A 24,326-nucleotide genomic window follows, 5' to 3' on the forward strand; every position below is an offset into this window, starting at 1 on the left:
TGACCGGCCGGGGCGTTCACAGGGCCATTGCGCAGACGCGCCCCCGCGCCGGCGGACCGACGCCCTAGGCTGCCACCCGGCACCAGTCTCTACCCAGGAGCACACATCATGTTCGACCCCGCCCGGAAGCACCCGTATCCTGACGCCCTTCGACCGGACGAAGTGCCTGCACCGCACGCACTGCTCGCGCCGGTGACCGGGTTCCTGGGCACCTGGGTCGGTCGGGGCTGCGGGGGGTACCCGACGCTCGCCGAGGAGTTCACGTACGCGCAGGAGGTCACCTTCAGTCACGATGGGCGTCCCTTCCTCCACTACGAGGCGCGCGCCTGGCTGCTCGACGCGGACGGTACCCCGCTGCGGCCGTCGGCTCGGGAGAGCGGCTGGTGGCGGTTGCAGCCCGAGGGGCGTGTGGAGGCGTTGATCACCCAGCCCACCGGCATCGCGGAGATCTCGGTCGGTCGTGCCGACGAAGGCACGGTCGACCTCACGACCCATCAGGTGGCCCTCGCTCCCACCGCCAAGGAGGTCAACGCCACCCGCCGCCGCTACACCCTGATCGACGAGGACACTCTCACCTTCGTCCACGATCTCGCTGCGGTCGGTCAGCCGCTGCAACACCACCTTTCGGCACAGCTTCGACGCGGGGACGGAAACTAGGAAGCGCCATCGGGGACACGTACGCCCGGCAGGGCCGACCTCCGCGCCGGCGTGGTGACTTACCGGTCGTTGCGGAACCGGACCGAGGCCGGGTCTGGCCCCCACTGATTGATCTGCATGCCCCTGGATGAGTATCACGACCGCTTCCAGGCCAAGTTCCGCTTGCGTACTACCGAGGCTCCGGGGGCCTGGATAGCGTCACATCCCGTAGCAGTCGAACCCTCGTCAGGGGAAGGAGACCACATGAGGATCCAGTCCCGTATCGCGGCGGTCGGGGCAGTTCTCGCCCTTGCGGGCGGAGGAATGCTCGGCGCGGCGGCGCCGGCCTCCGCTTCGAGCGCGACCGCTGATCTCTCCTGCGACGCGTGGCGATACCAGCGAGGCGCCAGTGGACGCCATGGCGCGTCGATCACGTGCTACGGCAGTTCGTTCACCGGCTACGTCGTTTGCCATAAGCCCGACGGTTACACGTACGGCAAGCTCGGAAACCGTGCCCGATCGGGTGGCACCTCGACTGCCTGGTGCGACGTCAACGCCGAGGCCGTCGACGCCGGAGCTTTCCCCGGCTGATCCCTCCGCAGTGCCAACCGCCCCCGCTGGACCTCAGGTCTCCCTGGGGTCCAGCGTCGCGGGCGGTCGTTTTCGTGGCCATCCAGGAGGAATGCCCTGATCGGGCTTTCCGGGAGAACGCCGCCGCGCCGGATCGCCCGGCGCGGCGCGCGACAGGTGCGATGGGAGGCCGGCAGAGCGGCCAGGATCCCGTGTCCGGTCGTCATGAGCAGTCCCCTTTCCGTCTGGCGCGGTCCGACCGTGAGCGTCCCGGTCAGGAAGGTAGAGCGCCTCTTCCATCATGCGCCGGTCCGTCGTGAGCGGGCGTGAGCCTCGCGGGTGTCCGGGAAAGCGGCGTGAGGGCAAGGGGAGGCCTGAGCCACGGGACAGCCCGCGCCCTGACGGGCGTCTCGGTCGGCTGGGCGTGCGACGGGCGGGCCTCACGGAGTGCTGGCGGTTCCGGCGGTTCCGCGGAGCAGTGCACCGGCGTGGTCGGGGACGTAGGTCTGGAGGTCGCGCGCGGGCCGCTCGTAGCCCGTGGAGGCCGGGCGCGGCGGCAAGGTCAGCTCGGGTCGCGGGATCTCGTGGTAGGGAATGGTGGACAGCAGATGCGCGATCATATTGACGCGCGAACTGCGCTTGTCGTCGCTCTCCACGACATACCACGGTGCCTCGGAGGTGTCCGTGTGTACGAACATCTCGTCCTTGGCCCGGGAGTACGACTCCCAGCGGGTGATGGACTCCAGGTCCATCTCCGACAGCTTCCACCGCCGGGTGGGATCCTCCAGTCTGTTGCGGAACCGTTGTTCCTGGACCGCGTCGCTGACGGAGAACCAGTACTTGCGCAAGAGGATGCCGTCCTCGACCAGGAGCCGCTCGAAGACGGGGCACTGCTGGAGGAAACGCCGGTGTTCCCGGGGGCTGCAGAAGCCCATGACGTGCTCCACACCGGCGCGGTTGTACCAGCTGCGGTCGAAGAACACGATCTCACCTGCGGCCGGCAGGTGCTCTGTGTAGCGCTGGAAGTACCACTGCCCACGTTCGCGTTCCGTCGGCTTGGGCAGGGCGACCACACGTGCGAGGCGCGGATTGAGATGCTCCGTCACCCGCTTGATCGCCCCACCCTTACCCGCCGCGTCGCGCCCTTCGAACACGACGACCAGCCGCACGCCTTCGGCACGCACCCATTCCTGCATCTTCACCAGCTCCGTCTGGAGCCGGAACAACTCCTGTTCGTACAAGGCGCGCGGCAGCCGGTCAGGGCGCCCGGGCTCTTCCGTACGCCGTTCCCTGTTCATCACCTGTCGACCTCCTCGTGATCTGTACGGATCCGGGCGCGCAGGGCACCGGCACGCACCAGGATGCCGGTGCCGCGGCCGCCCGCCGGGTAGCCGCGACACATCGGGAAGGGAACGATAACGATGCGTGACACCTCGCACGTCATGTCCGTCACCGGAGCCCGACCGATGCCGAGGTCGCTGCCCTGGACGCGCACACCTTCAGCACCAGCGGCGTCCACGCGACGCTCCTCAGCAGGGACGGTGCCTCCAGGTCCGGATACCGGTCCGTGAACACTGCGGATGCGACGGCCACCGTCACGATGTGCTGAGCTGAGCGACGTCGCTCCCTCGTGCAGGTGAAAGGGCCCCGGCCATCCTCTGGCCGGGGCCCTTCTTTGTTCGGTATGCGCCGGCTGAAAGGCGCAAATTCATATCGAGAGGGCGCGGCCGCCGGTGTACGAGCCGCAGGGCGTGACGGCTTCCCCCGGGTTCAGGTGGCTGCTGGGCAGGATTGCCGTCCGACGTCCTCGGGCCGTGCCGCGACGGGCACGTCGAGGGTGAGCGTGCCGGTGGGGACCGTGAGTCGCAGCCCCTTGTCGCGCAGCGCCCCGAAGCACCAGGTGTCGTACGGGCCGAAGTGGGTTTGACCTGCCGTCAGTTGAGGGACGCGTGGTCGTCCTCGCCGTGGCGTCCGGTCCACCGCACCCCCGCGGCGTACCACTGGGCGAGTTCCTGGGCGTGCTGCTCGACCTCCTGGTCGTCGGCGCCGGTCAGGACGTAAGCCGCCAGGTAATGAGCGGACTTCACGCCCCCCTGGTATGCCGTGCCCACCGTGCCCCGTAGGCGTTTCTCCACCACGAAGGGCGGGGGGTCCTCGGGCAGGGCCGCGAGTGTGCCCCGTTCGGGGTAGAAGACGACCCAGCCCGCGCTCTTGCCGGGCGCGACGCCGTGAATCCTGGCATCGGTCAGGGTCTGCGGGGCGACCTGGGCCCGGAACCACTGCTCGTCGAGGTTGAAGCCGGTGGCGGCGTGGATGGCGGGGGCGGTCAGCGCGCCGCCGGTCCTGCTGCCGATCTCGCACAGCACGAGGCGGTCGTCGGGCGTGTGGAAGACCTCCAGGTGGAAGGTGGCGCACTCGGGGGTGGGCAGCGCGTCGAGGACCCTTCGCGCATAGCCGATGAGCCGGTCCGTCAGCGGGTGGTCGCGGGTGAGCTGTGCCGAGCCCAGGTATATGCCGTCGTGGAAGGACAGGCAGTCGTTCAGGTAGCGCGAGACGAACGTGGCCACCGGTGCGCCCGCCGCCACCAGCCCGTCCACCACGTACATCTGACCCTCCACGAACCGCTCCACCTCGGCGTGTTCGGGCAGGCCTTCGGCGAGGAGCCGGGCCAGGTCCGCGGGGCCGCGCAGCACCTGGGTGCCGGTGGAACCGGAACCGAGGGCCGGTTTCACCACCACGGGGTAGCCGTGCTCGCGGACGAAGCCGAAGAGGTCGAAGGCCACGCGTACCGGTGCGAACTCCGGTACCTCGAGGCCGTTTTGACGCACCAGGGTCTTCATGTGGACCTTGTCGCGGAACGCGAGGGTGCTGGCGAAGTCCTGGCCCGGCACGCCGAGCAGCTCCCGCAGTCGCGCCGCGCGCAGCAAGTCGCCCTCCATGCGGGCGATCACCGCGCTGGGCGGCGTGCGCTCGGCGAGGTCGAGAGCTGTCCGCTCCGCTTCGCCGCCCTGGCGGTAGTCGGGGAGGGAGACGGCGCCCGGAACGTGCTCGTACTGCGGGAATTTAGCCGCGGAGACCAGGAGGTGCGGCCGTACGCCCGTATCAGCCGCCCACTTGTCGTACGGAGTGTCCGCATAGTCGCTGTCCACGAAAGCCAGAACACTCCGTTCTGCTCCAGATCTCACCAGCACCTCCCAGGACTCCTGAAAAGCACGCAACGGCTGCGTGCGGCATCAAGGCTAGGGGCGTGAGCCCAGGTCAGGGCCGTCCTGGCAGATACCTCAGCTTTACCTCGGAAAGATTGTTCTGCTCATTCTGACCGTGTAGGAAGAACAGGAACCGAAGATTCTGATCTTGCGCACGCACTGGAGGGAAGTTGAAGAATCAACAAATTTTAGCCGGAACGCCATCGGCTCGTGACCACGAACTGGCGAATTACCTGCACACCCTCGCGGGCTTGCTCGATCTGGAAATGTACGCACGGGCCCGGCAGTTCGTCGCGGAGCTCTCCGGCGATCCCGCTCCGGAGCGAGACCGTGCACCGGGGCGAGACCCCGCACCGGAGCGGGACCACGCGCCGGAGCCGCACCCGCCGCAGGAACGGCGGTCCGAGCCGCTCCTCCATGCCCTCCTCGCCGGTAAGCGGGCAGCCGCAGCCGAGCGGGGCGTCACTCTCCGGCTCGCCGACAGGCCGGCGCCGTCCCGCCCTGCCGTCGCTTCGCACGACCTGGTGACGGTGCTCGGCAATCTCATTGACAACGCTGTCGACGCGGCAGCCGCGCACCCGCCGGCGAAGCCCTTCGTCGAGGTCGGCATGTGGGCGGAGCCCGACGCCACGGTGCTGAGCGTCGCCGACAACGGGCCGGGTGTGCCGACCGCCCTGCGAGCGGCGGTGTTTCGCGAGGGCTGGTCGACGAAGAAGGCGCCGCCGCATCGCGGTCGGGGGATCGGCCTCACGCTCGTCCACGGCGTCGCGCGACGCTACGGCGGCTCGGTCCGGCTGGGCGAACGGCCGGGTGGTGGTGCCGTGGTCACGGTCCGACTGCCCCGGAATCCGCCCGTGGCGGCGGGAGCGGCACCGTGATCGACGTGCTGGTCGTGGACGACGACTTCTACGTCGCCGACATCAACTCCCGCTATGTATCCCGCATTCCGGGATTTCGCGTCACGGGCCGGGCCCACACGGCAGCCGAGGCGCTGACGGCCGTCGAACGCGGCAGCGTCGATCTGATACTGCTCGACCACTACCTTCCCGACGAGGACGGACTGCAGCTGGTGCGCAGGCTCCGTCGGCTCGGCCACGAGACCGACGTCATCATGGTCTCGGCGGCCCGCGGGGCGGAGCAGGTGAGCTCGGCGCTGCGCAACGGCGTCCTGCAGTACCTGGTCAAACCGTTCGGATTCGCCGCGCTGCGGGCCAAGTTGACGTCCTACGCCCAGATGCGTGACCGCCTCGACCGGTTGGAATCCCTGGGCCAGGGCGAGGTGGACGAGATCTTCGGCACGCTCCACGCACCAGTCCAGGCGGAAGTGCCGCCCAAGGGGTACTCGGCGGCGACCACCGAGCACATCCGCGACGTGCTGCTCCGGGCCGGCAAGGCGCTGTCCGCGCAGGAGGTGGCCGACCGCACCGGGGTGAGCCGCTCCACCGCGCAGCGATACCTCAAGCACCTGCAGGAGCGCGGCAGCGCCCGACTCGACCTGAAATACGGGGGCGCCGGCCGCCCCGAGCACCACTACGAGTCCGCGCACGGTGCCTCCCGCACGCGCCCCCGCTGAGCACGCACCACGAGGGCGCCACCCGGCGTCACCAGGCCCCACTCCCCGAAGGGTGCGGGGCCTGCGCCGTTCCACCGGTGCCATCGGGACTTTACCGCACGGTAATCAAAAGAAGCAGAAGGAGCTTTCCGCGGTAAAGCCAGAGTGCACGCAGAACCGTGTCCCCTCTCGGCTCCTGATCTAGTGTCCGTCTCGATCCAGAGTTCCCCCCTGCAAGGACACCGGAGACCTGCTATGGGCGTGACACGCCGTACGCTCCGCCTTGGAGCCTTTCTCCTGGCCCCCGGCTACCACGTCGCCTCCTGGCGGCACCCCACGGCTCGCGCGAACGGCGGCCTGGACTTCGCTCACTACCGAGAGCTCCTGCACACCGCCGAGCGCGGCAAGTTCGACATGTTCTTCGTCGCCGACGGCGTGGGCATCCGCACCCCGTACAACAACGCCGACGAGCTGAGCCGATGGGGCCGCTTCCTCCAGTTCGACCCGCTGACGCTCCTGTCCGCCCTCGCCGTGCACACCACGCACATCGGCCTCGCGGCGACCGCGTCGACGACGTACAACGAACCGTTCCACATCGCGCGGAAGTTCGCCTCGATCGACCACCTCAGTGCAGGCCGGTCCGCCTGGAACATCGTCACCTCGGTGACGGACGCCGAGGCGAAGAACTTCAACCGCGACTCCCAGCCCGACCACGCGTCGCGCTACCACCGGGCCAGGGAGTTCATGGAGGTCGTCACCGGCCTGTGGGACAGCTGGGACGACGACGCGTTCGGGTACGACAAGGAGTCCGGACGCTACTTCGATCCCGAAGGACTGCACGTCCTCGACCACAAGGGCGAGCACTTCTCGGTGCGCGGTCCGCTCAACGTGGCCCGCTCGCCCCAGGGTTACCCCGTGCTCATCCAGGCGGGCGCCTCCGCGGACGGCCAGGACTTCGCCGCCCGCTGGGCGGAGGTGGTGTTCACCGCCGCCCAGACCCTGGACGAGGGCCGGACGTTCTACCGCGGCATCAAGCAGCAGGCCGCCGCCTACGGGCGCGACGCCGACCAGATGAAGGTGATGCCCGGTCTCTTCCCGGTGATCGGCCGCACCCGCGCCGAGGCCGAGGACAAGTACGCGGTACTGCAGGAACTGGTCGACCCGGTGGTCGGGTTGGGGCTGCTCACCCAGCTCCTCGGCGACATCGACATCTCGGGCTTCCCGCTGGACGAGCCGCTGCCCGAACTGCCGCCCACCCAAGGCAGCACCAGCCGCCAGCAGCTCGTCTACGACAAGGCGCGCCGCGAGGGTCTGACGGTCAGGGAGCTGTACCAGTCCCTGACCGGGGGCCGTGGGCACCGCGTCGTCATCGGCACCCCCCAGGACGTCGCCGACCTCATGGAGGAGTGGTTCACCGGGGAGGCCGCCGACGGCTTCAACGTCATGCCGCCCGTGCTCCCCGAGGGCCTGGACGACTTCGTCGACCTCGTGGTGCCCGAACTGCAGCGCCGGGGCCTGTTCCGCACTGAGTACGAGAGCACCACCCTGCGCGGAAACCTCGGCATCGACCGGCCCGCCCGGGGCGCCGCAGCCGAACTCCCGCTCAGCACGGGCCCGTTTTAAGTCCAGGAGTGAGCACCCCCCATGCCTTCCTTTGCCAGAACCCTCAGCGAGATACCGCCCTCCCCACTGGTGACCGTCGACCGGCTGCTGCGCTCTGGCGCGCACACCGAACCGGTGCCGTTGCAGCAGGGCAAGACCGTCTTCGAGCCCTGCGCGCGGCCGAGCACCTGGGAGCGCGCGGAGTTCGGGATCGCGGCCCACGAGCACGCGCCGCCCGCCGGAGTCCCCGCGCTGCGCTCGGCGTTAGCCGAGGCGGCGAGCCGACGCCGGGGCACCCCCGTCGACCCCGGGCAGATCCTGGTGACGAGCGGCGCCACCCACGCCATCGCGGTGACCCTGCACGCCATCCTGGGTGCGGGCGACGAGGTCCTCATCCTGTCCCCGCAATGGCTGTTCGCGACCGGCCTCGTGTGGGCGGCCGGCGGGACGCCGCGCGAGGTGCCGGTCTTCCTGGAGCTCAGTGAGGACCCCGACTTCGACTTCATCGCCGCGATCGAGCGGGCCGTGGGACCGCGCACCCGGGCGATCTACTTCAACAACCCCAACAATCCGACGGGCTTCCGCCTGGACGAGCGTGCCCTGGGCGCGCTCGCCGAGCTCGCCGCACGGCACGACCTGTGGCTGATCGCCGACAACGCGTACGAGAACTACGACTTCAGCGACGGCGGCTTCCTCGACACGGCGACCGTCCCCGGCGCGGCGGAGCGCACCTTCTCGGTGCACAGCTGCAGCAAGACGTACGCGATGCCCGGCGCCCGCGTGGGCCACCTGATCTCGCCGCCCGGCGCGGAGGAGATCCTCACCAAGTGGTCGCTGCACACGCTGTACTCGGTCTCCACGGCCGCGCAGTACACCGCGTTCCGGGCGCTCGCCACACCCGCCGACGAGCTCGCGCGGCGCCGGGCGGCGGCCGAGCGCGCATGGCGACTCGCCGACGCCGCCCTGGAGATCCCGCACACCCGCATCAAGGGCGGGCTCTACACCTTCCTCGACCTGAGCCGGTACGGCGACGGCGCGGAGTTCGTGCGTCGCTGCGCCGAGGCGGGGGTGGGACTCGCACCGGGCCGGGTGTTCGGCGCCCACTGCGACGGCTGGGCCCGGCTCTGCTTCACCGCGGCACCCGAAGAGGTCGTCACGGACGCCATCGGCCGTATCAACAAGATCTACTGGGAGGGTGGCCGTGACCGTTGACACCACCGTGGCCAGGCCGGCGGCGGCTGCCGCGCTGGCTCCGTATCTGCACCGGTACGACAGCCCGGCACAACTCGGACTCAAGATCAACGCGTATCGGGGTTACGAGGTGGAGGGCCTCGCCGAGGCGCTGCGCGCGCCGGACCTGCACGACGCCCCCGTCGAATGCGTGATGGTCGGCGACTCGTACTTCATGACCCACCTGGGCCGCAGCGGCACCACGCTGACCGGCGACGCCGAGCAGGAGTGGGGCCTCGCCACCCTCACCGGCCTGGTGGCCGAGGTGCGCAAGGCGCTGGACGCCGAATTCCCGGCTGCCAGGAGGCCGTTCCTGCTCGCCGACCTGCCGGACGGGACGACCCGCAGCCCGGCCACGGCCCGGGCCGCCGCCGACCGGTTCGTCGCGGCCGGCGCGGACGCCGTCAAGATCGAGGTGGCGGGCGAGGCCGAGTTCGACTGCATCGAGGCGGTGGCCGCGACCGGCACGCCCACCCTGGCGCACCTCGGCTACACCCCGCAGAGCGGCGGCCTGGCCCGGCACGGCGACGCCGTGGACGGCGCGCTCGCGCTCTTCGCGCAGGCCCGCAGGGCCCGGGCCGCGGGCGGCTGCGGGCTGATCGTCGAGATGGTCAGCGAGGCCGTGAACCAGGCGTTGAGCCGGCCGCACCCCGAAGGCCTTCCGCTGTACTCGGTGTTCAGCGGCCGGGCCCGCTGGGGCGGCCAGAGCCTCAACCTGTGGGACGCCGTCGTACGCCCCGTCCCGGGCGGCCGCTACTTCCCGCCGACCCCGGTCATCGACGCGGCCGAGGTGCCCGACCGGTACACCCCGGAGCTGATCGCCGACCGCATGCGCGAACTGCTGCGGCTCAGCGTCGCCGGCTGGTTCCCGCTCTCCCCGCGCACCGCCCTGACCCCCCGTGAGACGGCCGAGATCACCGGCATCGACCCTTGGAGTGCCTCATGACCACCGCCGAACCGGTCACCGCAGGGCCGGCGACCCCCGGATCGGACACGGCCGTCTTCGACGAGCTCGAATCGGCCGTACGCACCTACTGCCGGCGCTTTCCCGCCGTCTTCACGCGGGCGGCGGGACACCGCATGTGGGACGCGGAAGGCCGCGAGTACATCGACTTCCTGTCGGGCGCCGGTGCGCTGAACTACGGCCACAACCCGCCCGAGGTGCGCGCCGCCCTCATCGCGTACCTGCAGGCCGACGGGCCTGTCCACGGCCTCGACCTGCACACCGGCGCCAAGGCCGCGTTCCTGCACCGCTTCCGCGATGTGGTGCTCGCGCCGCGCGGGCTCGACCACCGGGTGCAGTTCACCGGGCCGACCGGCACCAACGCCGTCGAGGCGGCGTTCAAGACGGCCCGCCGGGTCACCGGACGCACCGACATCGTCGCCTTCACCGGCGGCTTCCACGGCCTCTCGCTCGGCGCGCTCGCCGCATCCGCCACCTCGTTCAAGCGCGGGGCGGCCGGGGTGCCGCTCGGTCACGTCACGCGGATGCCGTACGAGGGGTACGCGGGCGAAGGCGTCGACACCATCGACTACCTCACCCGCCTGCTCGACGACCCGGGCAGCGGCATCGACCTGCCCGCGGCCTTCGTGGTGGAGACCGTGCAGGGCGAGGGCGGCCTCGCGGCGGCGAGCACGCCGTGGCTGCGCAGGCTCGCCGAAGTGGCGCGCGAGCGGGGCATCCTGCTGATCGTCGACGACATCCAGGCAGGATGCGGGCGCACCGGCACCTTCTTCAGCTTCGAAGAGGCGGGCATCGTCCCCGACCTGATCTGCCTGTCCAAGTCCATCAGTGGCTTCGGCCTGCCGATGGCCCTCGTCCTGGTCCGCCCCGAGCTCGACCAGCTGGGCCCCGGCGAGCACAGCGGCACCTTCCGCGGCAACAACCTGGCCTTCGTCACCGCCACGGCCTGCCTGGACCGCTGGGCGGATCCGGAGTTCGCCCCGCAGGTGCGGCGCAACGCCGCCGCCCTGGAGGACCGGCTCACCGAACTGGCCGCCACGTTCGCGGACCTCGGCTGCACCGTGCTGGGCCGCGGCCTGATCCGTGGGCTCGGTTTCACCGACCCGACGCTCGCGGACCGGGTGTCACGGGCCGCCTTCACGCGCGGTCTCCTGGTGGAGACGTCCGGCGCCCGCGGCCAGGTCCTCAAGATCATGCCGCCGATCGTGGCGGACGCCGAAGAGCTGGCGCCCGGCCTCGCCATCCTCGCCGACTCCATCGCGTCGGCCGCACAGGACCACGTATCCGAAGGGGACTTGAGTTGAGCATCGCCGAGCACGAGCAGACCATCGAGGGCGACCACGAGGGCGGCATCGACGAGACCGTGCTGCGCCGGATCGCCGACTCCTGGCCGCGGCGCGCCACGATCCGCACCGATCTGGACCAGATATCGGAGCCGGAGGAGTACGACGAGCGGCTGCCGGACTACCCGGAGCACCTGCTGCCGTTCGCCGAGCACCCCCTGTACCTCGCGGCCACGCCCGAGCAGCGCCAGAAGGTCCTCACCATGGCCTGGCTGGTCTACAACGAGCGGGTCATCGCGGCCGAGGAGTACGTCGCCAACCCGACCTTCGCCATGATCATGCACGGCGCCTTTCCCGGTGCCGACCACGTCCAGCTCAAGCGCGCCGTCCAGCAGACGCACGTGGACGAGGTCTGGCACACGTACATGCACATGATCGCGATGCAGCGCACCCGCGAGGTCCGGCAGATCACCGGCGAGCCCGCCTACCCGCACACGGTCACCTATCGCCGGCTCCTCGAGGCCGACGCGAAGGCGTCGGAGCGCTGGGAGCGCGACCTGCTGAAGCTGGTGTGGACGACCGTCTCGGAGATCAGCGTCAACGCCTATCTGGAACTGCTCTCCCGCGACAAGACCGTCCAGCCGCTGCACGCCCTGGTGCCCCGGCTGCACGCCCGCGACGAGTCCGCGCACTCCTCCGTCATGGTCGAGGTCGCCAAGGCGCTGTACGTGCACATGAACGCCGAACAGCGCCGCACCTTCGTCGACTCGCTGCCCAAGGCGCTGCACGCCTTCGTGGAGCAGGACTTCGCGGTGTGGCCCGGCATCCTGCGGGCGGCCGGGTTCGAGAAGGCCGACGAGATCGTCGAGGACTGCCGCCGCCAGGCCGGCGCCGGCCTGCTGGTGCGCGACTTCTCCGGGGTACGGCGCATCGTGCGCGAGATGGAGCTCGAGGACCAGGTCGACTTCGACTTCGGGACCGAGTGACGTGAAGCTCACCGCGGGCGGGCGCAGGCTCGCCGCCGCAGCCCTCGTCCAGTCGCTCGGCATCGGCCTGTTCATGGCGAGCTCCATGGCGTACTTCACCCGGCAAGTGGACCTCTCGGCGAACCAGGTGGCCTCCGGGCTCGCCCTCGCCGGTGTCGTGGCCCTGGGGATCTCGCTGCTCGGCGGGGTCCTCGCCGACCGGTACGGGGCACGGCGGGTACTCGCCGCGGTGTATCTGGGGCGGGGGGCGTGCTGTGTGGCGTACGTCTTCGTCACGGACTTCTGGCAGTTCATGGCGGTGACGCTGTGCGCGGTGGCGTGCGACCGGGCGGGGCCTCCGGTACTCCAGGCACTGGTCGCCGTGGCCGTGCCGGAGCGTCAGGAGCGCACCCGGCTCCTCGCGGTGGTCAACGTCGTACGCAACTGCGGACTCGGGGTCGGCGCGATGGCGGCCGGCGTGGCGCTCGCCAGCGACACCCAGGCCGCCTACCGGGTCACGCTGGTCGCCATCGGGCTCGCCTTCCTCGGCGGTGCGGTGCTCGTGCTGCGGGTGTCCGAGCTGGCCGAGCCGACGGCCGGGGCCGCCCCGGAGGGCGCAGCGGAACGGCAGGTCAAGGGCCGGGTGTTGCCCGACGCGCGCTATCTGACGCTGACCGGGCTCAACTTCCTGCTGTTCTTCTTCGACACGATGCTGCTGGTCGCTATGCCCGTGTGGATCCTGGAGCACACGGATGCCCCGCGGGCCACCGTGTCCGTGCTGTTCGCGCTGAACACCGTGCTCGTCGTGGTGCTGCAGATCCCGGTCAGCAAGCTGGCGACCGGCCAGCGGCGCACCACCCGGATGCTGACGTGGACGGGCGCCGTGCTCGCGGTGAGCAGTCTGTGCTTCGCCGCGTCCGGCTCCGTCGCGGGCGGGCCCGCGGTGGCGTGGCTGGCCGCCGCCGTGGTGACGCTGTCCCTGGCCGAGGTGATCGCCAACTCCGCGGTGTGGGACCTGTCCATCGCCCTGGCCCCCGAGGAGCAGCGCGGACGCTATCTGTCCGTCTTCAATCTGAGCGTGGCCGGACAGCGGGTCCTCGGCCCCGTGATGGTCACCGGGCTGCTGCTCGGCTCGGGTTCGCTCGGCTGGGTGGTGGCCGCGGCGGTGCTCGTGGTGGCGGGCGTCGCGGCCGAGCGGGTCGCCCGCGCGGCCGGGGAGCGGATGCGCGCAGGAGTGCCCGTCGATGCCTGAACTGTCCGTCCTGGTCTTCGCGTCCGCCGCGGTGTTCCTCGGCGCGCTGGTCCAGGGCAGCCTGGGGGTGGGTCTCGCCCTGGTGTCGGCGCCGGTGGTGCAGATCGCCGCGCCGAGTCTCATGCCGGGGTCACTGCTCCTGGTCGCCGCCGTCCTGGCCGCGCTCGGGGCGGTCCGGGAGATCTCCCACACCGACTGGTACGGCGTCTCCTGGGCGATGGCCGGGCGGATCGTGGGCACGGTGGCGGCCTCGTACGTGATCCTCGTGGTCTCGGTGTCGACGCTCGACCTGCTCTCGGCGGGCATCACCCTGGGCGTCGTCTCGCTGCTCGCCTTCGACCCGGCCAGGCTGCCCAGGAACCGGGGCACGCTGCTCGCCTCCGGTGCCGTGGCGGGCCTCACCGGGACGACGTCGTCCATCGGCGGGCCGTTCATCGCGCTCGTCTACCACCGGGAGCCCGGGCCCACGGTCCGCGGCACCCTCAGCGTCTTCTACACGGCGGGGACGCTGCTCTCGCTCGGCTCCCTCACCGTCGTAGGCCGTCTGCCGGGCCAGCAACTTGCCTTCGGGGCCCTGCTGTTGCCTGCGGTGGTGGCAGGGTTCGCGCTGTCGGGGCCGGTCCGGCGGCGGGTGGACGGCGGCGGCCGGATGCGCGGGGCGGTGCTCGTCCTCGCGGTCGTCGCGGCGCTCGTCCTCCTCGTCCGGGGGCTGGCCGCCATCGGCACGGGATGAGAGCGGCGCTACGCCACGACCGCGCCGGAACAGCATGAGCGCGCCGGAACAGCATGAGCGCGTCCGCTCGGACGCGCGAGCAACACGTACCGAGAAAGGAACGGATCGGATCATGCGGGTGGGATTTGCGGGAATGGGGTCCATGGGCGGAGGGATGTGCCGTCGCCTCGCGGAGCGCGGGTTCGACGTGGTCGCGTACGACGCCGATCCGAGCGTCGCCGCGGCGGCCGGTGAGCACCCGGGCGTGCGCACGGCGAAGGGCATCGCGGACCTGGCCGCGCCGGTGGTGGTCACCATGCTCCCCGACGGAGCGGCAGTTCGACAGGTGGCCGATGAGCTGCTCCCGCACCTCGCCGCGGGCTCCCTGATCGTCGACACGGGCTCCTCTGCACCCGAGGACACGCTGGCCCTCGGCCGCGCGGCCGCCGCGCACGAGGTGTCCGTGGTGGACGCGCCGGTCTCCGGCTCCCCGGCCGCCGCGCGCGCGGGTGAGCTGACGCTGATGGCCGCGGGCGAACCCGAGCACGTGGCACGGGCGGAGCACGTACTCGGCGCGCTCGGCAAGGTGTACCGGGTGGGTCCCGCGGGCGCGGGCCACGCGCTGAAGGCGCTCAACAACCTGCTCTCCGCGGTCAATCTCGCCGCGGTCGCCGAAGTCATGCTCGCCGGGCGGGCGTTCGGCCTCGAACCCGCGGCGATGCTGGAGGTGATCAACGCGTCCACCGGCCGCAACCACGCCTCGCAGACCAAGCTCCCCGACCATGTGCTGCCCGGTACCTTCGACTCGGGCTTCGCGCTGCGCCTGATGCTCAAGGACATCCGCATCGGCACGTCGCTGCTCGACTCCGCGGGCGGCCCCGCCGCCTTCGGTCACGCCTGCCAGGAGCTGTGGGAGAAGGCGCACGACGAACTGCCGGCGGGCGCCGACAACGTCGAGGTCGTGCGCTGGCTGGAGAACGCATCGGGACGGGAGCTGCGCGCATGACGCACGGGAACGCACCGCGGATCGCGGTCATCGGCGGCCAGGTGGCCGCCCTGAAGAAGGCACGGAAGGCCGGCTTCGACATCGTCTGGGTGCACGGCCCGCACGAACTCGACCCGTCGGGCCTGGAGCTGGTGGCCGAGGCCCACCTCACGGACTACCGCGACCCGCAGGCCGTCGCGGATCTCCTCGCCGCCGTGCACCGGCACCGGCCGCTGGCCCGGGTCGTCTCGATCATCGAAGACGGCCTGGAGTCGGCAGCGGCCGCGACGACGGCGCTCGGCCTGCCGGGCACCGGCCTCGACACCGTCCGCGTGCTGCAGGACAAGCTGGCCTTCCGGGAACTGCTCGCCGAGCGGGGCATCGAAGGGGTCGCCGCCCGCCTGGGGCACGACGAGGCCGACATCCGCGCCTTCGTCGCCGAGTTCGGTCCCGCGGTGATCAAGCCCAGGTACGGATCCGGCAGCCTTGGCGTGCGGCTGGTGCAGGGGCCCGACGCGGTCGCGGAGGTCGCGGCCTGGGCAGCGGAGTTCGGGCTGCACACGTTCGTGATGGAGCAGTATCTGCAGGGCCCCGAGTTCAGCGTGGAGGCGTTCAGCTTCGCGGGCGAGCACGTGGTCGTCGCGTACACGGCCAAGGAGAAGCTGGACTCGTTCGTCGAGGTCGGGCACGTACAGCCGGCGGGCCTCGACGCGGACGCCACGGCCCGGATCGATTCGCTGGTCACCCGGATGCTGGACGCCGTCGGAGTCAAGGACGGCCCCTCGCACACCGAGGTGATCCTCACCTCCGACGGCCCCCGTCTGGTGGAGTCCCACAACCGGCGCGGCGGTGACCGGATCACCGACCTGGCCCACGAGGTGTACGGGACCGACATCGACGCGCTGGGCTTCCTCTGGTACGCGGACCGTACCGCGCCCATCACGCCGGGCCCGGCCAGGGGCGGCGGCGCCATCCGTTTCCTGACCGCCGAGCCGGGCATCGTCGAGTCCGTCACCGGAGCCGACGAGGTGCGCGCCGATCCGCGGGTGGTGGCCCTGCAGCTCTCCGTGGCGCCCGGTGACACGGTGGCCCCCATCGCCTGGTCGTACGACCGGTCCGGGCTGCTCATCGTCCGTGCCGAGTCGGCCGACGAAGCGCGTGCCCTGGCCCACGAGCTGGCCGCCCGGATCACCATCAAGACCCGGCCCGACACGGCGTCGGGCACACCGCGCTCCATCGCGGCCGTGGCCCCCCGACCCGAACGGCTGCTCGGCACCACGCCCTCGGGGACGGACTCGTGACCACCGCGGCGCCCACGGTCGGCGCCGGTCAGCTGCGCACCGCACTGCGGGGGCACGCCTCCGGTGTCGCGGTGCTCACCGCGGCCACGCCCTCCGGCCCCGCCGGGGTGACGATCACCTCGTTCACCTCGGTGAGCGCCGAACCGGCGCTGGTCTCCTTCGCGCTCGCCGAGACGTCCTCGACCTGGGCCAGGGTCAAGGACTGCCAGAGGTTCGGGATCCAGCTGCTCGGCGCCGCCCAGCGCGACGTGGCCGAGCGGTTCGCGGCCGTCGGCGTCGACCGGTTCGCGCCGCCCACCCGCTGGCACACCGGCCCGCACGGGGTGCCGCTGCTCGACGACTGTGCCGCGTGGCTGGTCGGCACGCGCCACCGTCAACTCACTCTGGGTGACCATGAGTTGATCGTCTGTGCCGTGGAGCACGTACGGATCGGCTCCCCGGCGGGCAGCCTGGTCCATCTGCACGGGGCCCTGCACGCGGCCCCGGGCACGCCCCCTGCCCCGGGGAGTCCAGAGAGTTCAGCGACGTGACCCCCTATGGGCAGGCTCCACGAGGGGCTGCGCCCCCCTGCGCTGCGTGACCTCATCGCCCAAGCCCCCCTGTACGTCGCGGCCACGCACCCCTGTCCGCGGACGGACACGTCAAGGGGGCATGCGCAAGTCCGACCAGGCCCTGGAGGACTACATGCGGCGTGGCCGGGGCGGAGGCACCCGCCCTGCTGTTCCTGGAGCGCCCTGAGCGTTTGATATGTGGAACGGCGTGCCCAGGGCGGGGGCGAGCGGAGCGAACTGACGCGGCGCGAGAGCCGGCTGGAGGGGGTGCCGGACGTTTCGTCCGCAGGTCGCGCACCCGCCGTGTCCCTGACGCAGGTGGGTCTCGGACCGGCCGGCCGATTCGTGTCCCGACGCCGTGGCGGAGACTTGTCTCACCGCAGCCGCCGCCGCGGCGCTGCGGACGCCGCACGGTTGGCGGTGGATCCGGTGAGTCGGCAGCCGGCGTGGCGGTAGTTGACACGCCTCTAGCTGAGCTGTGCGCGTCGACAGGTTCCGCTGAATACGCGGCTGAGTTGGTCGTCCAGCGCGGCGAGGATCGCCGATGTCGGTGTGCCGTCGGGGTCGATGTGCGTGTGCAGGGCGAGCCCTTCGGTGAACGCGACGATCCGCAGGGCCTGGGCGGCGGCATCAACAGGCTCGGCGACCTCGCCACACACCGTGCCATTGCCGATGGCCTGGGCGACGCGTGAGCGGATGCCCGCGAGGGTCTCTCTCTGGACTGCGGCGAGACGGGCGTTGTGCGCGGCCTGGTCCGCGAAGGCGAGACGGACCAGAAACTCGGCGCGGCGGTCGTCGTCGAGCGGTATGAGCTCCACCAGCGCCTGCCGCAGCATCTCGGCGATGGCGCGGCCATCGGCCTCGCCTCGGTTCACCAGCTCGTCCACTCGTGCGGTGAAACGCCCGTTGACGCGGGTGAACGTGGCCAGCAGCATCTCATCCTTCGTCGTGAAGTAGTGCTGCACCAGGCCGACGGACATGCCCGCTTCTGCGGCGGTCCGCGCGACGGTCACGGCGGTGAGGCCGTGCCGCACGATCAGGCGTTGGACGGCATCGGTGATCTGCCCGTGGCGGGCGTCATGATTGGCAACTCTCGGCACGTGAGGACGGTATCGCGTGCCATAACCGTACGTCTATATTGTTATCGGAAGGGGGCTTTCGATGATCCGACGACGATCAACCCGCTTGTTAGGCCTGGGAATTGCTCTCGCTCTTCTGCTGCCACCCGGTATGGCCGTCGCCCACCCGGCCAGTGAGGGAAAGACGGCCGTCGGCCGCCGTGACCCGGCCCTGCAGGCCCTGGTCGATCAGGTGGTGGCGGACCCGAACCCCAACCCAGGCGCTTTCCTGCTCGCCCGCGACGGTTCAGACAACCGCTTCGGCGCGGCCGGCGTCGCCGACCGGTCCACCGACACACCGATGGGGCCGGAACTGAAGTTCCGTGCCGGAAGCATCACCAAGACCTTCACCGCAACGGTCGTCCTGCAACTCGTCGCGGAGCGCCGACTGAGACTCGACGACACCGTGCAGAGCCTGTTGCCCGACCAGGTCCGCACCGACAACGCGCTGTCCGGCACGCCGATCACCATCCGTCAGCTGCTCAACCACACGAGTGGGCTGTACGACTACATCGACGGGCTGCTTCCCCACTTCCGCCAGCTTGACCAGTACTGGCCCCGCGACCAGCTGATCAGCATCGGCCTCGCCCAACCCCGGTACTTCCCGGCTCCCGGCACCCGGTTCCGGTACTCCAACACCAACTGCCTGCTGCTCGACCTGATCGTCGAGCGGATCACCGACCGCGACCTGCGCACCAACCTCGAACGCCGCGTTTTCGCGCCCGTCGGGCTGCGTGACACCTCGTACCCGCTGGCGCAGACCGCCATCGACGGAGCCCATGTCCACGGCTACGCGGACGTCTCGCTCCTGCTGCCGAACGCGCCGGACCGTACCCGGTTTGACGTCACCGCGTTCAGCCCGTCCGAGGCTGGTGCATCGGGCGCCCTCGTCACGACCGCGGCCGACATGGCACGCTTCTACCGGTCCCTGCTGCAAGGGCGCCTACTGCCCTCGGACCTGCTTCGCCAGATGCTCACCGACACGGTCCCAACAACCGGCAGCGCCCGGCCCGCTGTCGCCTATGGCCTGGGTGTCTACGTCTACGCCACCGGCTGCGGTCTCGCGTACGGCCACGGGGGCAGCGCACCCGGGTACCTGACCTTCGCCCTCAACAGCCGCGACGGGCGCGACCAACTCGTCGCCCACACCAACTGGAACTCGTTCGTCGACACAGGGATCGACAAGGACTTCTGGGCTGCCTTCGAGCAGGGTTACTGCGGCCGCCCACGATGACCGGCCGTGGTCTCCGGACCGGATGCGTCCGTCATGGCGAGCCTGGAGGCATGCACGACTCCCGGTCCCTGCCTAGCATCCATGGTCGGCTGGACCGCCGTGGTGGCCTGTTGACCCGCAGGGCACCTGGCCGACGGCGGCTACACCTCCCTCGTTCACATGGAACGGGCAGCCCGCGAACGCCGGGTCACGGTGACCGGCTCTCTTTCCGGTCGCGTAGTCGGAGCAGGACCGCGGCGATGGTGCTGGGCACTCCGGCGCCTTGCCCGCACAGGATGCGGGCACCGTGGCTGTCGGGGCTGATCACGGCTGTGTTCTCTCTCAAGGACGGTGGGTGTCGACCACGGCCACCCAACCCTTCCAGCAGGATCGCGAACTACGTGATCGTCACCCCTTGGCAGGAAGGGCCCGCACCCAGGTGCGGTCGTCGGTGAGGTAGGCGTCGACGACGAGCCCTTCCTGCGCCAAAGCGTGCTCGAAGGCCTCGTCGGTCAGGGGGCAGGACAGGAAGGTCTGGGTCCACCGCCCGTCCGGGAAGACGCATTCGACATGGACGGACCGCACGCCCGGGTGCACCGGATCGGAGGACACCACGCGGATCAGACCGCCGTCGATCTCCCGCTCCTTCGGCAGATTCTCGTGCCGGGTCGGGTCCTCCCGCTGGATCAGCACGCAGCCGTCGTCCGCGACATGCCGCCGACAGGACCGCAGCAGTCCCTCGCGTTCCCCTGGGCCGGCGGTATGGACCAGGAACGAGGCCAGCAGCACGACGTCGAAGCGTTCGTCGAGTTCCAAGGTCTCGATCGAACTGCAGACGGTACGAGCGCCGTGGACGTGCTCCAGCATCTCGGGTGACTCATCGACGGCGGTCACTGTGAAACCTCTGCGGACCAGCGGATGCGTGATGCGGCCCGCGCCACAACCCAGCTCCAGGACGCCGGCCCCGGCAGGGGCGGCACGTTCGATGATGTCGGGCTCGTCGCCCGCCGGAAGCCGCAGGTACAGCTCGACCGCGCACCCGTCCGGAGTGATGGCTCCCGGCCCGCTTCCCTCGTATCCTTCGCGCGCTATATGGCTCATGGGTCCATCGCAACACGACTGCAGAGAGGCGGCGACAGACCACGTCACAGCCGGCCTGCGGCCGGCACCGGAGCAAGCGCCCCCCTGGCGAGGGCGGGCATTTCGCGTCATCGCCTCCGCGCCTCGCGGATGTCGACGCCGAAATGTTCCAGCACAGCGAGGAAGGGCGGTCCGGTTGGGCATGCCGGCCGGTCCCAGATCGCCCACTTCCGCCCCTCGCTTCTGGCATGTACGACGATGCCGCTCGGGCGCGCCTCAGGGTCTCAGCGTGGTCCCACCTCGATGTGGTCGATCCCGGCCCAGGGCAGGAGCTTGTGACGTTTGACGAAGAGCAGCCAGTCGTGAAGATGCAGGCCTTAGCTGCTCTCGACTCTGTCCAGGGCGCTGGGCCGACCCCGGAGGATTCCGCGCGCTCCACAGCAGGCCGCCCTGATGGCCATGAGCGGGGCGGCCTGCTGAGCGTGTCAGCGAAGCGGGCGTGAGGTGACGGGCCAGGAGGTGAGCGACCCCCGGGGGCCGTAGTCGGTGGTGTCCTTGTCACCCTTGCATACGAAGAGTGAGCCCGTGGTGGTCGGGCTGTAGGAGGCCAGCCCGGCCGAACGGGGCCGGGGCATTCGATGAGCCCTTGGGTCGGCCGTACTACAGCGCGTTTCCGTTGTATTCCGGTTGGCTTCCCACACTGAGGAATTCCCGTCGTCCCAGGTCGCACAACGACTCGACGGCGTCGCACCAGGTGTCGAGGTCGGAGGTCGCGCTCAGTTCCTCGGAGCGGGCCTTCGCCCGGCGGGAGGCCTCTTCCCAGTTCTTCGGGTCCCGCAGGAACATCAGGGCGTGGATCCACGCGTTGAGGTCGTCGCGGTAGGCGAAGATCCCTGCTTCGCCGAGGGATTCAACCAGTCCGGGGGTGGGGTGGGCGATCACCGGGATGCCGGACGCGAGTGCGGCGGCAACGTCTTCCTGGCGCCGGGGACCAGCCGGGTGGCGCCGGGCGGGAGGCTCGGCGCTGACACGGGGCGTATCCGGCGAAACGGTGGCAATGATCGCGCCGGGCCCGGCCTTCCGGGTGCGGCGGACGCTCGGACGTCGCTCCGCAGTCAGCCGTCGGCGGCTTGCTTGATGAAGTCGGCCACCGTGCCCGGCCGGGACACGTAGACGGCGTGGCTGCCGGGTACCTCGACGGTCCGTGCCCCGGCACGTTCAGCCATGGTGTGCTGGGCCGGGGGAGGGATCATTCGGTCGTCGGCCGCCACCAGATACGAGGCCGGTTTCGTGCGCCAGGCGGGTTGCGACACGGCGCCGTTGAGCGCATCGACGCCCCAGGGGACCTGGGAGTCGGCCATGAAGGCGGCGAGGTCTGCGGGGAGGTCGGCGGCGAACGAGGCGGCGAACTTGTCGCGGTCCAGGAACAGGAAGCCGTCCCTGGGCGGGAGGATGGGCGGCACCGGAGCGCCGGGCGGTGGGTCGGCGATGAGGGTGCTCACCGACTCACCCTTGTCGGGGGCGAATGCCGCGATGTAGACGAGGCCGGTCACCTTCTCGTGGTTGCCGGCCTGGGTGATCACAGCGCCACCGTAGGAGTGGCCGACCAGGACGGCCCGCCCCTCCAGGGCGTCGAGGACCCGGTGGGTGGTGGCGACATCGTCCTCGAGGGACAGCGTCGGGTTCTGCACGATGCTGACGCGGTACCCCTCTTTGCTCAGCCGGTCGTACACCCCCTGCCATCCGGAGCCGTCCACGAATCCCCCATGGACGAGGACGATGTTCCTGGGGTGCTTGCTCTCGCTCATTGCATCTCCCGTTTTCCCCGGACAGCTGAGGTCGCGCGAGCAAGACTAGGGGCGAGAGCGGTGCGATCGCTTCGGCCAGGTGACGTAGTTCCTGACGACCCGTCCGACACTCATTGGGCCGATAGTTCTTCAACTACCCTTGAGATGTCGTGGAGTTGACGTGAATACTGCCGGGCATGTTTCCCTCATTCTCCCGAAGAGGCCGGGCCTTCCCACCCGCCTCAGGGGCTCCAGTGAAGGCGTTACGTCGCCTGGGCGCGCTGCTCACCGCCGTGCTGCTCGCGCTCGGGATGCTGATCGCGGGCGGCGGGACCGCCTCCGCCGCCGCGCCGGACTCGCACCGCATGGCCACCTGGAACATGCAGGTCGGCACCACCCGCTGGGACGGGGCGCGCACCCTGGCCCGCACCTTCGACGTGGTGGCCCTCCAGGAAGTGCCCAACAGACCGCCCGCCGGAGCCGTCCGGGACGGACAGACGGGCAACATCACCTCGTACCTGTGGCCCATCGGCGGCGGCTCCTACCGGTACCTGTACATCCTGCACCAGCGGTCCCGGAACCTGGGCATCGTCACCTCCTGGGTACCCAACCGGGTACAGGAGATCGGCAGCGTCTACCGCTCGGCCCTGGCCGTCACGAACACCGGCGACAACATCATGTTCGCTTCCCTCCACGCCGCATCCAACGGCGGCAGGCCGAATGACGCCGCCTACCTGGTACGCCAGGTCTCGAACACCGCCTTCCAGCAGAACGTCGGGAACTGGGCGGCACTGGGCGACTACAACCGCGCTCCGGGCGATCTGCAGGGCGACCGCTACATGCCCGGCAACGGACTGATCTACAACAGCGGTCAGGCCACCCAGCAGAACGGCAACGAACTGGACTACATGGTCTCCAACGTCGACACCGACAACTGGCAGGCAACGGTCAACCCCAACTACGGCAGCGACCACTGGCCCGTCGGCTTCAGCGCCCTGCAGGCCGCGGCAGGGCCGCAGCAGTTCACCATCCACGCCGACAACAGCGACCGGCTCCTCGACGTCTACCGCGGCAACACCGCCAACGGCACCCACGTGATCACCTACCACGCCAACGGCGCGGCCAACCAGCGCTGGACGCTGCGACCGGTGGGCCGCAAGGGAGAGTCGGGACAGCCGCTGTACAAGCTGGTCAGCGCCGGCAGCGGCAAGTGCCTCGACGTCAACCGAGGGCAGAGCAGTGGCGACGGCGACTGGCTGAACGTCTGGGACTGCCACAACTGGGACGGCGCCCCACTACCGGGTGGCTACGGGCGCGACACCCAGAACTTCACCCTCGAACACCCCGAACCGCGCTTCCCCAACCTCACCGTGCTGCGCGACAACGGCACCCACCGCTTCGCCAACATCCGCGGCAACGGCACGGGCGACGGCACCTGGGTCATCCAGTGGCCCTACCAGACGAACCCCAATGGCACCCCCGCCGTCAACGAGACCTTCTACCTCCACCCACAGTTCTGATCCCGCGGGCGGGGAGCGCCGCGCTCCCCGCCCCCGCGCGCATCGGCGTCTCCGGCTCGGCAGGACGCGGGCTCCCTCCTGAGACTTCGGCCGAGGTTGCGCCTGGCGCATCACCCGGTGGTGGCTCTCACGTACCCCAGCGGGACGTCGGGGCCGCGCGTTCGAGGAAGGTCGCGGCTCCGGGTTCGGCGCGCTCGCGGAGGAACTCGCCCCCGAGGGTGTAGCGGGCGCCGGCCTGCGGGGAGCGGGTGGCATGCCGCACGATGTCGTCGACCAGCGCGGTGACCATGTTCAGCCTCGGGTGGCTGCCGTGCACGGCCGCGCCCTGGGCGTCCGTCACGAAGTCGGCTCCGATGCCGAAGTCCGCCCCGATGCCTCGGTGGGTGAGGTACGCCAGCACCCCGCGGCGTTCGGCGATGCCGGGCGTGGCGTGCAGTGCGATCGCCTCCCAGACCGGGTCGACCGCCTGTGCTCCGTAGCCGTGCTCGGTGAGGAAGCGGGCGGCCATGTCCGCGCCCTCGACCTCGAAGCGCTCTGCGCCGGGGGCCGAGGGCGAGGTTCCGAGGTCATGCAGCACGCAGGCGTGGAAGAGGAGGTCGGGGTCGAAGTCGGCGGCAGGCTTCAGCCCTTCGTGCTCGGCCAGGAGGGCGGCGAACACGTAGCTGCGGATGCTGTGGTTGGCGACGGGCTCGCTTTCGCAGGACCGGACGTACGTGACGGCGCTGCGGGCCACTGAGGTGTCCGGCAGTGCCGGCACCAAGGGGGAATCGTTCATGACACGACCGTAGGCGCGGCCCGG

Annotated in this window: 24 protein-coding genes; 16 read left to right on the forward strand and 8 right to left on the reverse strand. The window is 70.5% G+C overall.

Annotated elements, in window-relative coordinates; translation table 11 throughout:
* Positions 1 to 108: 108 nt before the first annotated feature.
* Positions 109 to 657, forward strand: coding sequence for a nitrobindin family protein (locus FHS38_RS25655; protein WP_184737307.1), 549 nt, complete (start codon positions 109 to 111; stop codon positions 655 to 657).
* A 243-nt stretch (positions 658 to 900) separates the two neighbouring features.
* Positions 901 to 1,227: a hypothetical protein gene (locus FHS38_RS25660; protein ID WP_184737309.1), complete on the forward strand. Its 327-nt coding sequence runs from the start codon at positions 901 to 903 to the stop codon at positions 1,225 to 1,227.
* A 419-nt stretch (positions 1,228 to 1,646) separates the two neighbouring features.
* Here FHS38_RS25660 and ppk2 read toward each other — a convergent pair whose 3' ends face one another.
* The 3 genes from ppk2 to FHS38_RS25675 all read right to left on the reverse strand — a co-directional run bounded on the left by ppk2 (position 1,647) and on the right by FHS38_RS25675 (position 4,355).
* Positions 1,647 to 2,504, reverse strand: coding sequence for a polyphosphate kinase 2 (gene ppk2, locus FHS38_RS25665; RefSeq protein WP_184737311.1), 858 nt, complete (start codon positions 2,502 to 2,504; stop codon positions 1,647 to 1,649).
* On the reverse strand, positions 2,504 to 2,725 hold the full coding sequence (locus FHS38_RS25670) for a hypothetical protein (RefSeq protein WP_184737313.1): 222 nt from the start codon (positions 2,723 to 2,725) through the stop codon (positions 2,504 to 2,506). The genes ppk2 and FHS38_RS25670 overlap by 1 nt, the downstream gene beginning before the upstream one ends.
* Positions 2,726 to 3,140: 415 nt before the next feature.
* The gene (locus FHS38_RS25675) at positions 3,141 to 4,355 is read right to left on the reverse strand and encodes an ATP-grasp domain-containing protein (protein WP_184737315.1); all 1,215 of its coding nucleotides are present in this window, start codon (positions 4,353 to 4,355) and stop codon (positions 3,141 to 3,143) included.
* Between the two features lie 227 nt (positions 4,356 to 4,582).
* Here FHS38_RS25675 and FHS38_RS25680 point away from each other — a divergent pair, with 227 nt between their 5' ends.
* The 12 genes from FHS38_RS25680 to FHS38_RS25735 all read left to right on the forward strand — a co-directional run bounded on the left by FHS38_RS25680 (position 4,583) and on the right by FHS38_RS25735 (position 16,788).
* The gene (locus tag FHS38_RS25680) at positions 4,583 to 5,290 is read left to right on the forward strand and encodes a sensor histidine kinase (RefSeq protein WP_184737316.1); all 708 of its coding nucleotides are present in this window, start codon (positions 4,583 to 4,585) and stop codon (positions 5,288 to 5,290) included.
* Entirely contained in the window at positions 5,287 to 5,985 is a 699-nt protein-coding gene (locus FHS38_RS25685; protein WP_184737318.1) for a response regulator, read from the forward strand. The genes FHS38_RS25680 and FHS38_RS25685 overlap by 4 nt, the downstream gene beginning before the upstream one ends.
* Positions 5,986 to 6,219: 234 nt before the next feature.
* The gene (locus tag FHS38_RS25690; protein ID WP_184737320.1) at positions 6,220 to 7,587 is read left to right on the forward strand and encodes an LLM class flavin-dependent oxidoreductase; all 1,368 of its coding nucleotides are present in this window, start codon (positions 6,220 to 6,222) and stop codon (positions 7,585 to 7,587) included.
* A gap of 21 nt (positions 7,588 to 7,608) precedes the next feature.
* Positions 7,609 to 8,778 (forward strand): pyridoxal phosphate-dependent aminotransferase, encoded by a 1,170-nt coding sequence (locus FHS38_RS25695; protein WP_184737322.1) that lies wholly within the window; start codon positions 7,609 to 7,611, stop codon positions 8,776 to 8,778.
* Positions 8,768 to 9,742 carry a 3-methyl-2-oxobutanoate hydroxymethyltransferase gene (locus FHS38_RS25700; protein ID WP_184737324.1) on the forward strand — a complete coding sequence of 325 codons (975 nt, stop codon included), beginning with the start codon at positions 8,768 to 8,770 and terminating at the stop codon, positions 9,740 to 9,742. The genes FHS38_RS25695 and FHS38_RS25700 overlap by 11 nt, the downstream gene beginning before the upstream one ends.
* The gene (gene ectB / locus FHS38_RS25705; RefSeq protein WP_184737326.1) at positions 9,739 to 11,064 is read left to right on the forward strand and encodes a diaminobutyrate--2-oxoglutarate transaminase; all 1,326 of its coding nucleotides are present in this window, start codon (positions 9,739 to 9,741) and stop codon (positions 11,062 to 11,064) included. Before FHS38_RS25700 ends, ectB begins: the two co-directional genes overlap by 4 nt.
* Positions 11,061 to 12,029, forward strand: coding sequence for a diiron oxygenase (locus tag FHS38_RS25710; protein WP_229821952.1), 969 nt, complete (start codon positions 11,061 to 11,063; stop codon positions 12,027 to 12,029). The genes ectB and FHS38_RS25710 overlap by 4 nt, the downstream gene beginning before the upstream one ends.
* A gap of 1 nt (position 12,030) precedes the next feature.
* Positions 12,031 to 13,260, forward strand: coding sequence for an MFS transporter (locus tag FHS38_RS25715; protein ID WP_184737328.1), 1,230 nt, complete (start codon positions 12,031 to 12,033; stop codon positions 13,258 to 13,260).
* A complete protein-coding gene (locus tag FHS38_RS25720; protein ID WP_184737330.1) occupies positions 13,253 to 13,993 on the forward strand; it encodes a TSUP family transporter in 741 nt (246 codons plus the stop codon). Before FHS38_RS25715 ends, FHS38_RS25720 begins: the two co-directional genes overlap by 8 nt.
* 112 nt (positions 13,994 to 14,105) lie before the next feature.
* Entirely contained in the window at positions 14,106 to 14,978 is an 873-nt protein-coding gene (locus tag FHS38_RS25725; RefSeq protein ID WP_184737348.1) for an NAD(P)-dependent oxidoreductase, read from the forward strand.
* Positions 14,975 to 16,258 carry an ATP-grasp domain-containing protein gene (locus FHS38_RS25730; protein ID WP_184737350.1) on the forward strand — a complete coding sequence of 428 codons (1,284 nt, stop codon included), beginning with the start codon at positions 14,975 to 14,977 and terminating at the stop codon, positions 16,256 to 16,258. The genes FHS38_RS25725 and FHS38_RS25730 overlap by 4 nt, the downstream gene beginning before the upstream one ends.
* Complete coding sequence (locus FHS38_RS25735) at positions 16,255 to 16,788, forward strand: flavin reductase family protein (protein ID WP_184737352.1); 534 nt, start codon at positions 16,255 to 16,257, stop codon at positions 16,786 to 16,788. Before FHS38_RS25730 ends, FHS38_RS25735 begins: the two co-directional genes overlap by 4 nt.
* 488 nt (positions 16,789 to 17,276) lie before the next feature.
* Here FHS38_RS25735 and FHS38_RS36170 read toward each other — a convergent pair whose 3' ends face one another.
* On the reverse strand, positions 17,277 to 17,909 hold the full coding sequence (locus FHS38_RS36170) for a TetR/AcrR family transcriptional regulator (protein ID WP_184737354.1): 633 nt from the start codon (positions 17,907 to 17,909) through the stop codon (positions 17,277 to 17,279).
* A 130-nt stretch (positions 17,910 to 18,039) separates the two neighbouring features.
* Between FHS38_RS36170 and FHS38_RS25745 the strand changes: the two genes are divergently transcribed.
* Positions 18,040 to 19,161 carry a serine hydrolase domain-containing protein gene (locus FHS38_RS25745; RefSeq protein WP_184737356.1) on the forward strand — a complete coding sequence of 374 codons (1,122 nt, stop codon included), beginning with the start codon at positions 18,040 to 18,042 and terminating at the stop codon, positions 19,159 to 19,161.
* A 387-nt stretch (positions 19,162 to 19,548) separates the two neighbouring features.
* Here the strand turns inward: FHS38_RS25745 and FHS38_RS25750 are convergent, their stop codons facing one another.
* The 3 genes from FHS38_RS25750 to FHS38_RS25760 all read right to left on the reverse strand — a co-directional run bounded on the left by FHS38_RS25750 (position 19,549) and on the right by FHS38_RS25760 (position 22,028).
* The gene (locus FHS38_RS25750) at positions 19,549 to 20,241 is read right to left on the reverse strand and encodes a class I SAM-dependent methyltransferase (protein WP_184737358.1); all 693 of its coding nucleotides are present in this window, start codon (positions 20,239 to 20,241) and stop codon (positions 19,549 to 19,551) included.
* 639 nt (positions 20,242 to 20,880) lie between these two features.
* On the reverse strand, positions 20,881 to 21,162 hold the full coding sequence (locus FHS38_RS25755) for a hypothetical protein (RefSeq protein WP_308433501.1): 282 nt from the start codon (positions 21,160 to 21,162) through the stop codon (positions 20,881 to 20,883).
* Between the two features lie 173 nt (positions 21,163 to 21,335).
* Positions 21,336 to 22,028, reverse strand: coding sequence for an alpha/beta fold hydrolase (locus FHS38_RS25760; protein ID WP_184737360.1), 693 nt, complete (start codon positions 22,026 to 22,028; stop codon positions 21,336 to 21,338).
* Positions 22,029 to 22,261: 233 nt separating this feature from the next.
* Between FHS38_RS25760 and FHS38_RS36175 the strand changes: the two genes are divergently transcribed.
* Positions 22,262 to 23,527, forward strand: a complete 1,266-nt coding sequence (locus FHS38_RS36175; RefSeq protein WP_184737362.1) for an RICIN domain-containing protein — start codon at positions 22,262 to 22,264, stop codon at positions 23,525 to 23,527.
* 127 nt (positions 23,528 to 23,654) lie between these two features.
* On the opposite strand, the gene FHS38_RS25770 is transcribed toward FHS38_RS36175, so the two are convergent.
* Positions 23,655 to 24,302 carry an HD domain-containing protein gene (locus tag FHS38_RS25770; RefSeq protein WP_184737364.1) on the reverse strand — a complete coding sequence of 216 codons (648 nt, stop codon included), beginning with the start codon at positions 24,300 to 24,302 and terminating at the stop codon, positions 23,655 to 23,657.
* Positions 24,303 to 24,326: the final 24 nt, after the last annotated feature.

Origin of the sequence: Streptomyces netropsis (assembly GCF_014203545.1) — a bacterium.
Classification (GTDB): Bacteria; Actinomycetota; Actinomycetes; order Streptomycetales; family Streptomycetaceae; genus Streptomyces; species Streptomyces netropsis.

Bases quoted from the DNA above. Each gene is read 5' to 3' on its own strand.
- FHS38_RS25655 (WP_184737307.1), top strand. From the start codon at position 109: ATGTTCGACCCCGCCCGGAAGCACCCGTATCCTGACGCCCTTCGACCG.
- FHS38_RS25660 (WP_184737309.1), top strand. From the start codon at position 901: ATGAGGATCCAGTCCCGTATCGCGGCGGTCGGGGCAGTTCTCGCCCTT.
- ppk2 (WP_184737311.1), bottom strand. From the start codon at position 2,504: ATGAACAGGGAACGGCGTACGGAAGAGCCCGGGCGCCCTGACCGGCTG.
- FHS38_RS25690 (WP_184737320.1), top strand. From the start codon at position 6,220: ATGGGCGTGACACGCCGTACGCTCCGCCTTGGAGCCTTTCTCCTGGCC.
- FHS38_RS25695 (WP_184737322.1), top strand. From the start codon at position 7,609: ATGCCTTCCTTTGCCAGAACCCTCAGCGAGATACCGCCCTCCCCACTG.
- ectB (WP_184737326.1), top strand. From the start codon at position 9,739: ATGACCACCGCCGAACCGGTCACCGCAGGGCCGGCGACCCCCGGATCG.
- FHS38_RS25720 (WP_184737330.1), top strand. From the start codon at position 13,253: ATGCCTGAACTGTCCGTCCTGGTCTTCGCGTCCGCCGCGGTGTTCCTC.
- FHS38_RS25725 (WP_184737348.1), top strand. From the start codon at position 14,106: ATGCGGGTGGGATTTGCGGGAATGGGGTCCATGGGCGGAGGGATGTGC.
- FHS38_RS25730 (WP_184737350.1), top strand. From the start codon at position 14,975: ATGACGCACGGGAACGCACCGCGGATCGCGGTCATCGGCGGCCAGGTG.
- FHS38_RS25745 (WP_184737356.1), top strand. From the start codon at position 18,040: ATGGCCGTCGCCCACCCGGCCAGTGAGGGAAAGACGGCCGTCGGCCGC.
- FHS38_RS25750 (WP_184737358.1), bottom strand. From the start codon at position 20,241: ATGAGCCATATAGCGCGCGAAGGATACGAGGGAAGCGGGCCGGGAGCC.
- FHS38_RS25760 (WP_184737360.1), bottom strand. From the start codon at position 22,028: ATGAGCGAGAGCAAGCACCCCAGGAACATCGTCCTCGTCCATGGGGGA.
- FHS38_RS25770 (WP_184737364.1), bottom strand. From the start codon at position 24,302: ATGAACGATTCCCCCTTGGTGCCGGCACTGCCGGACACCTCAGTGGCC.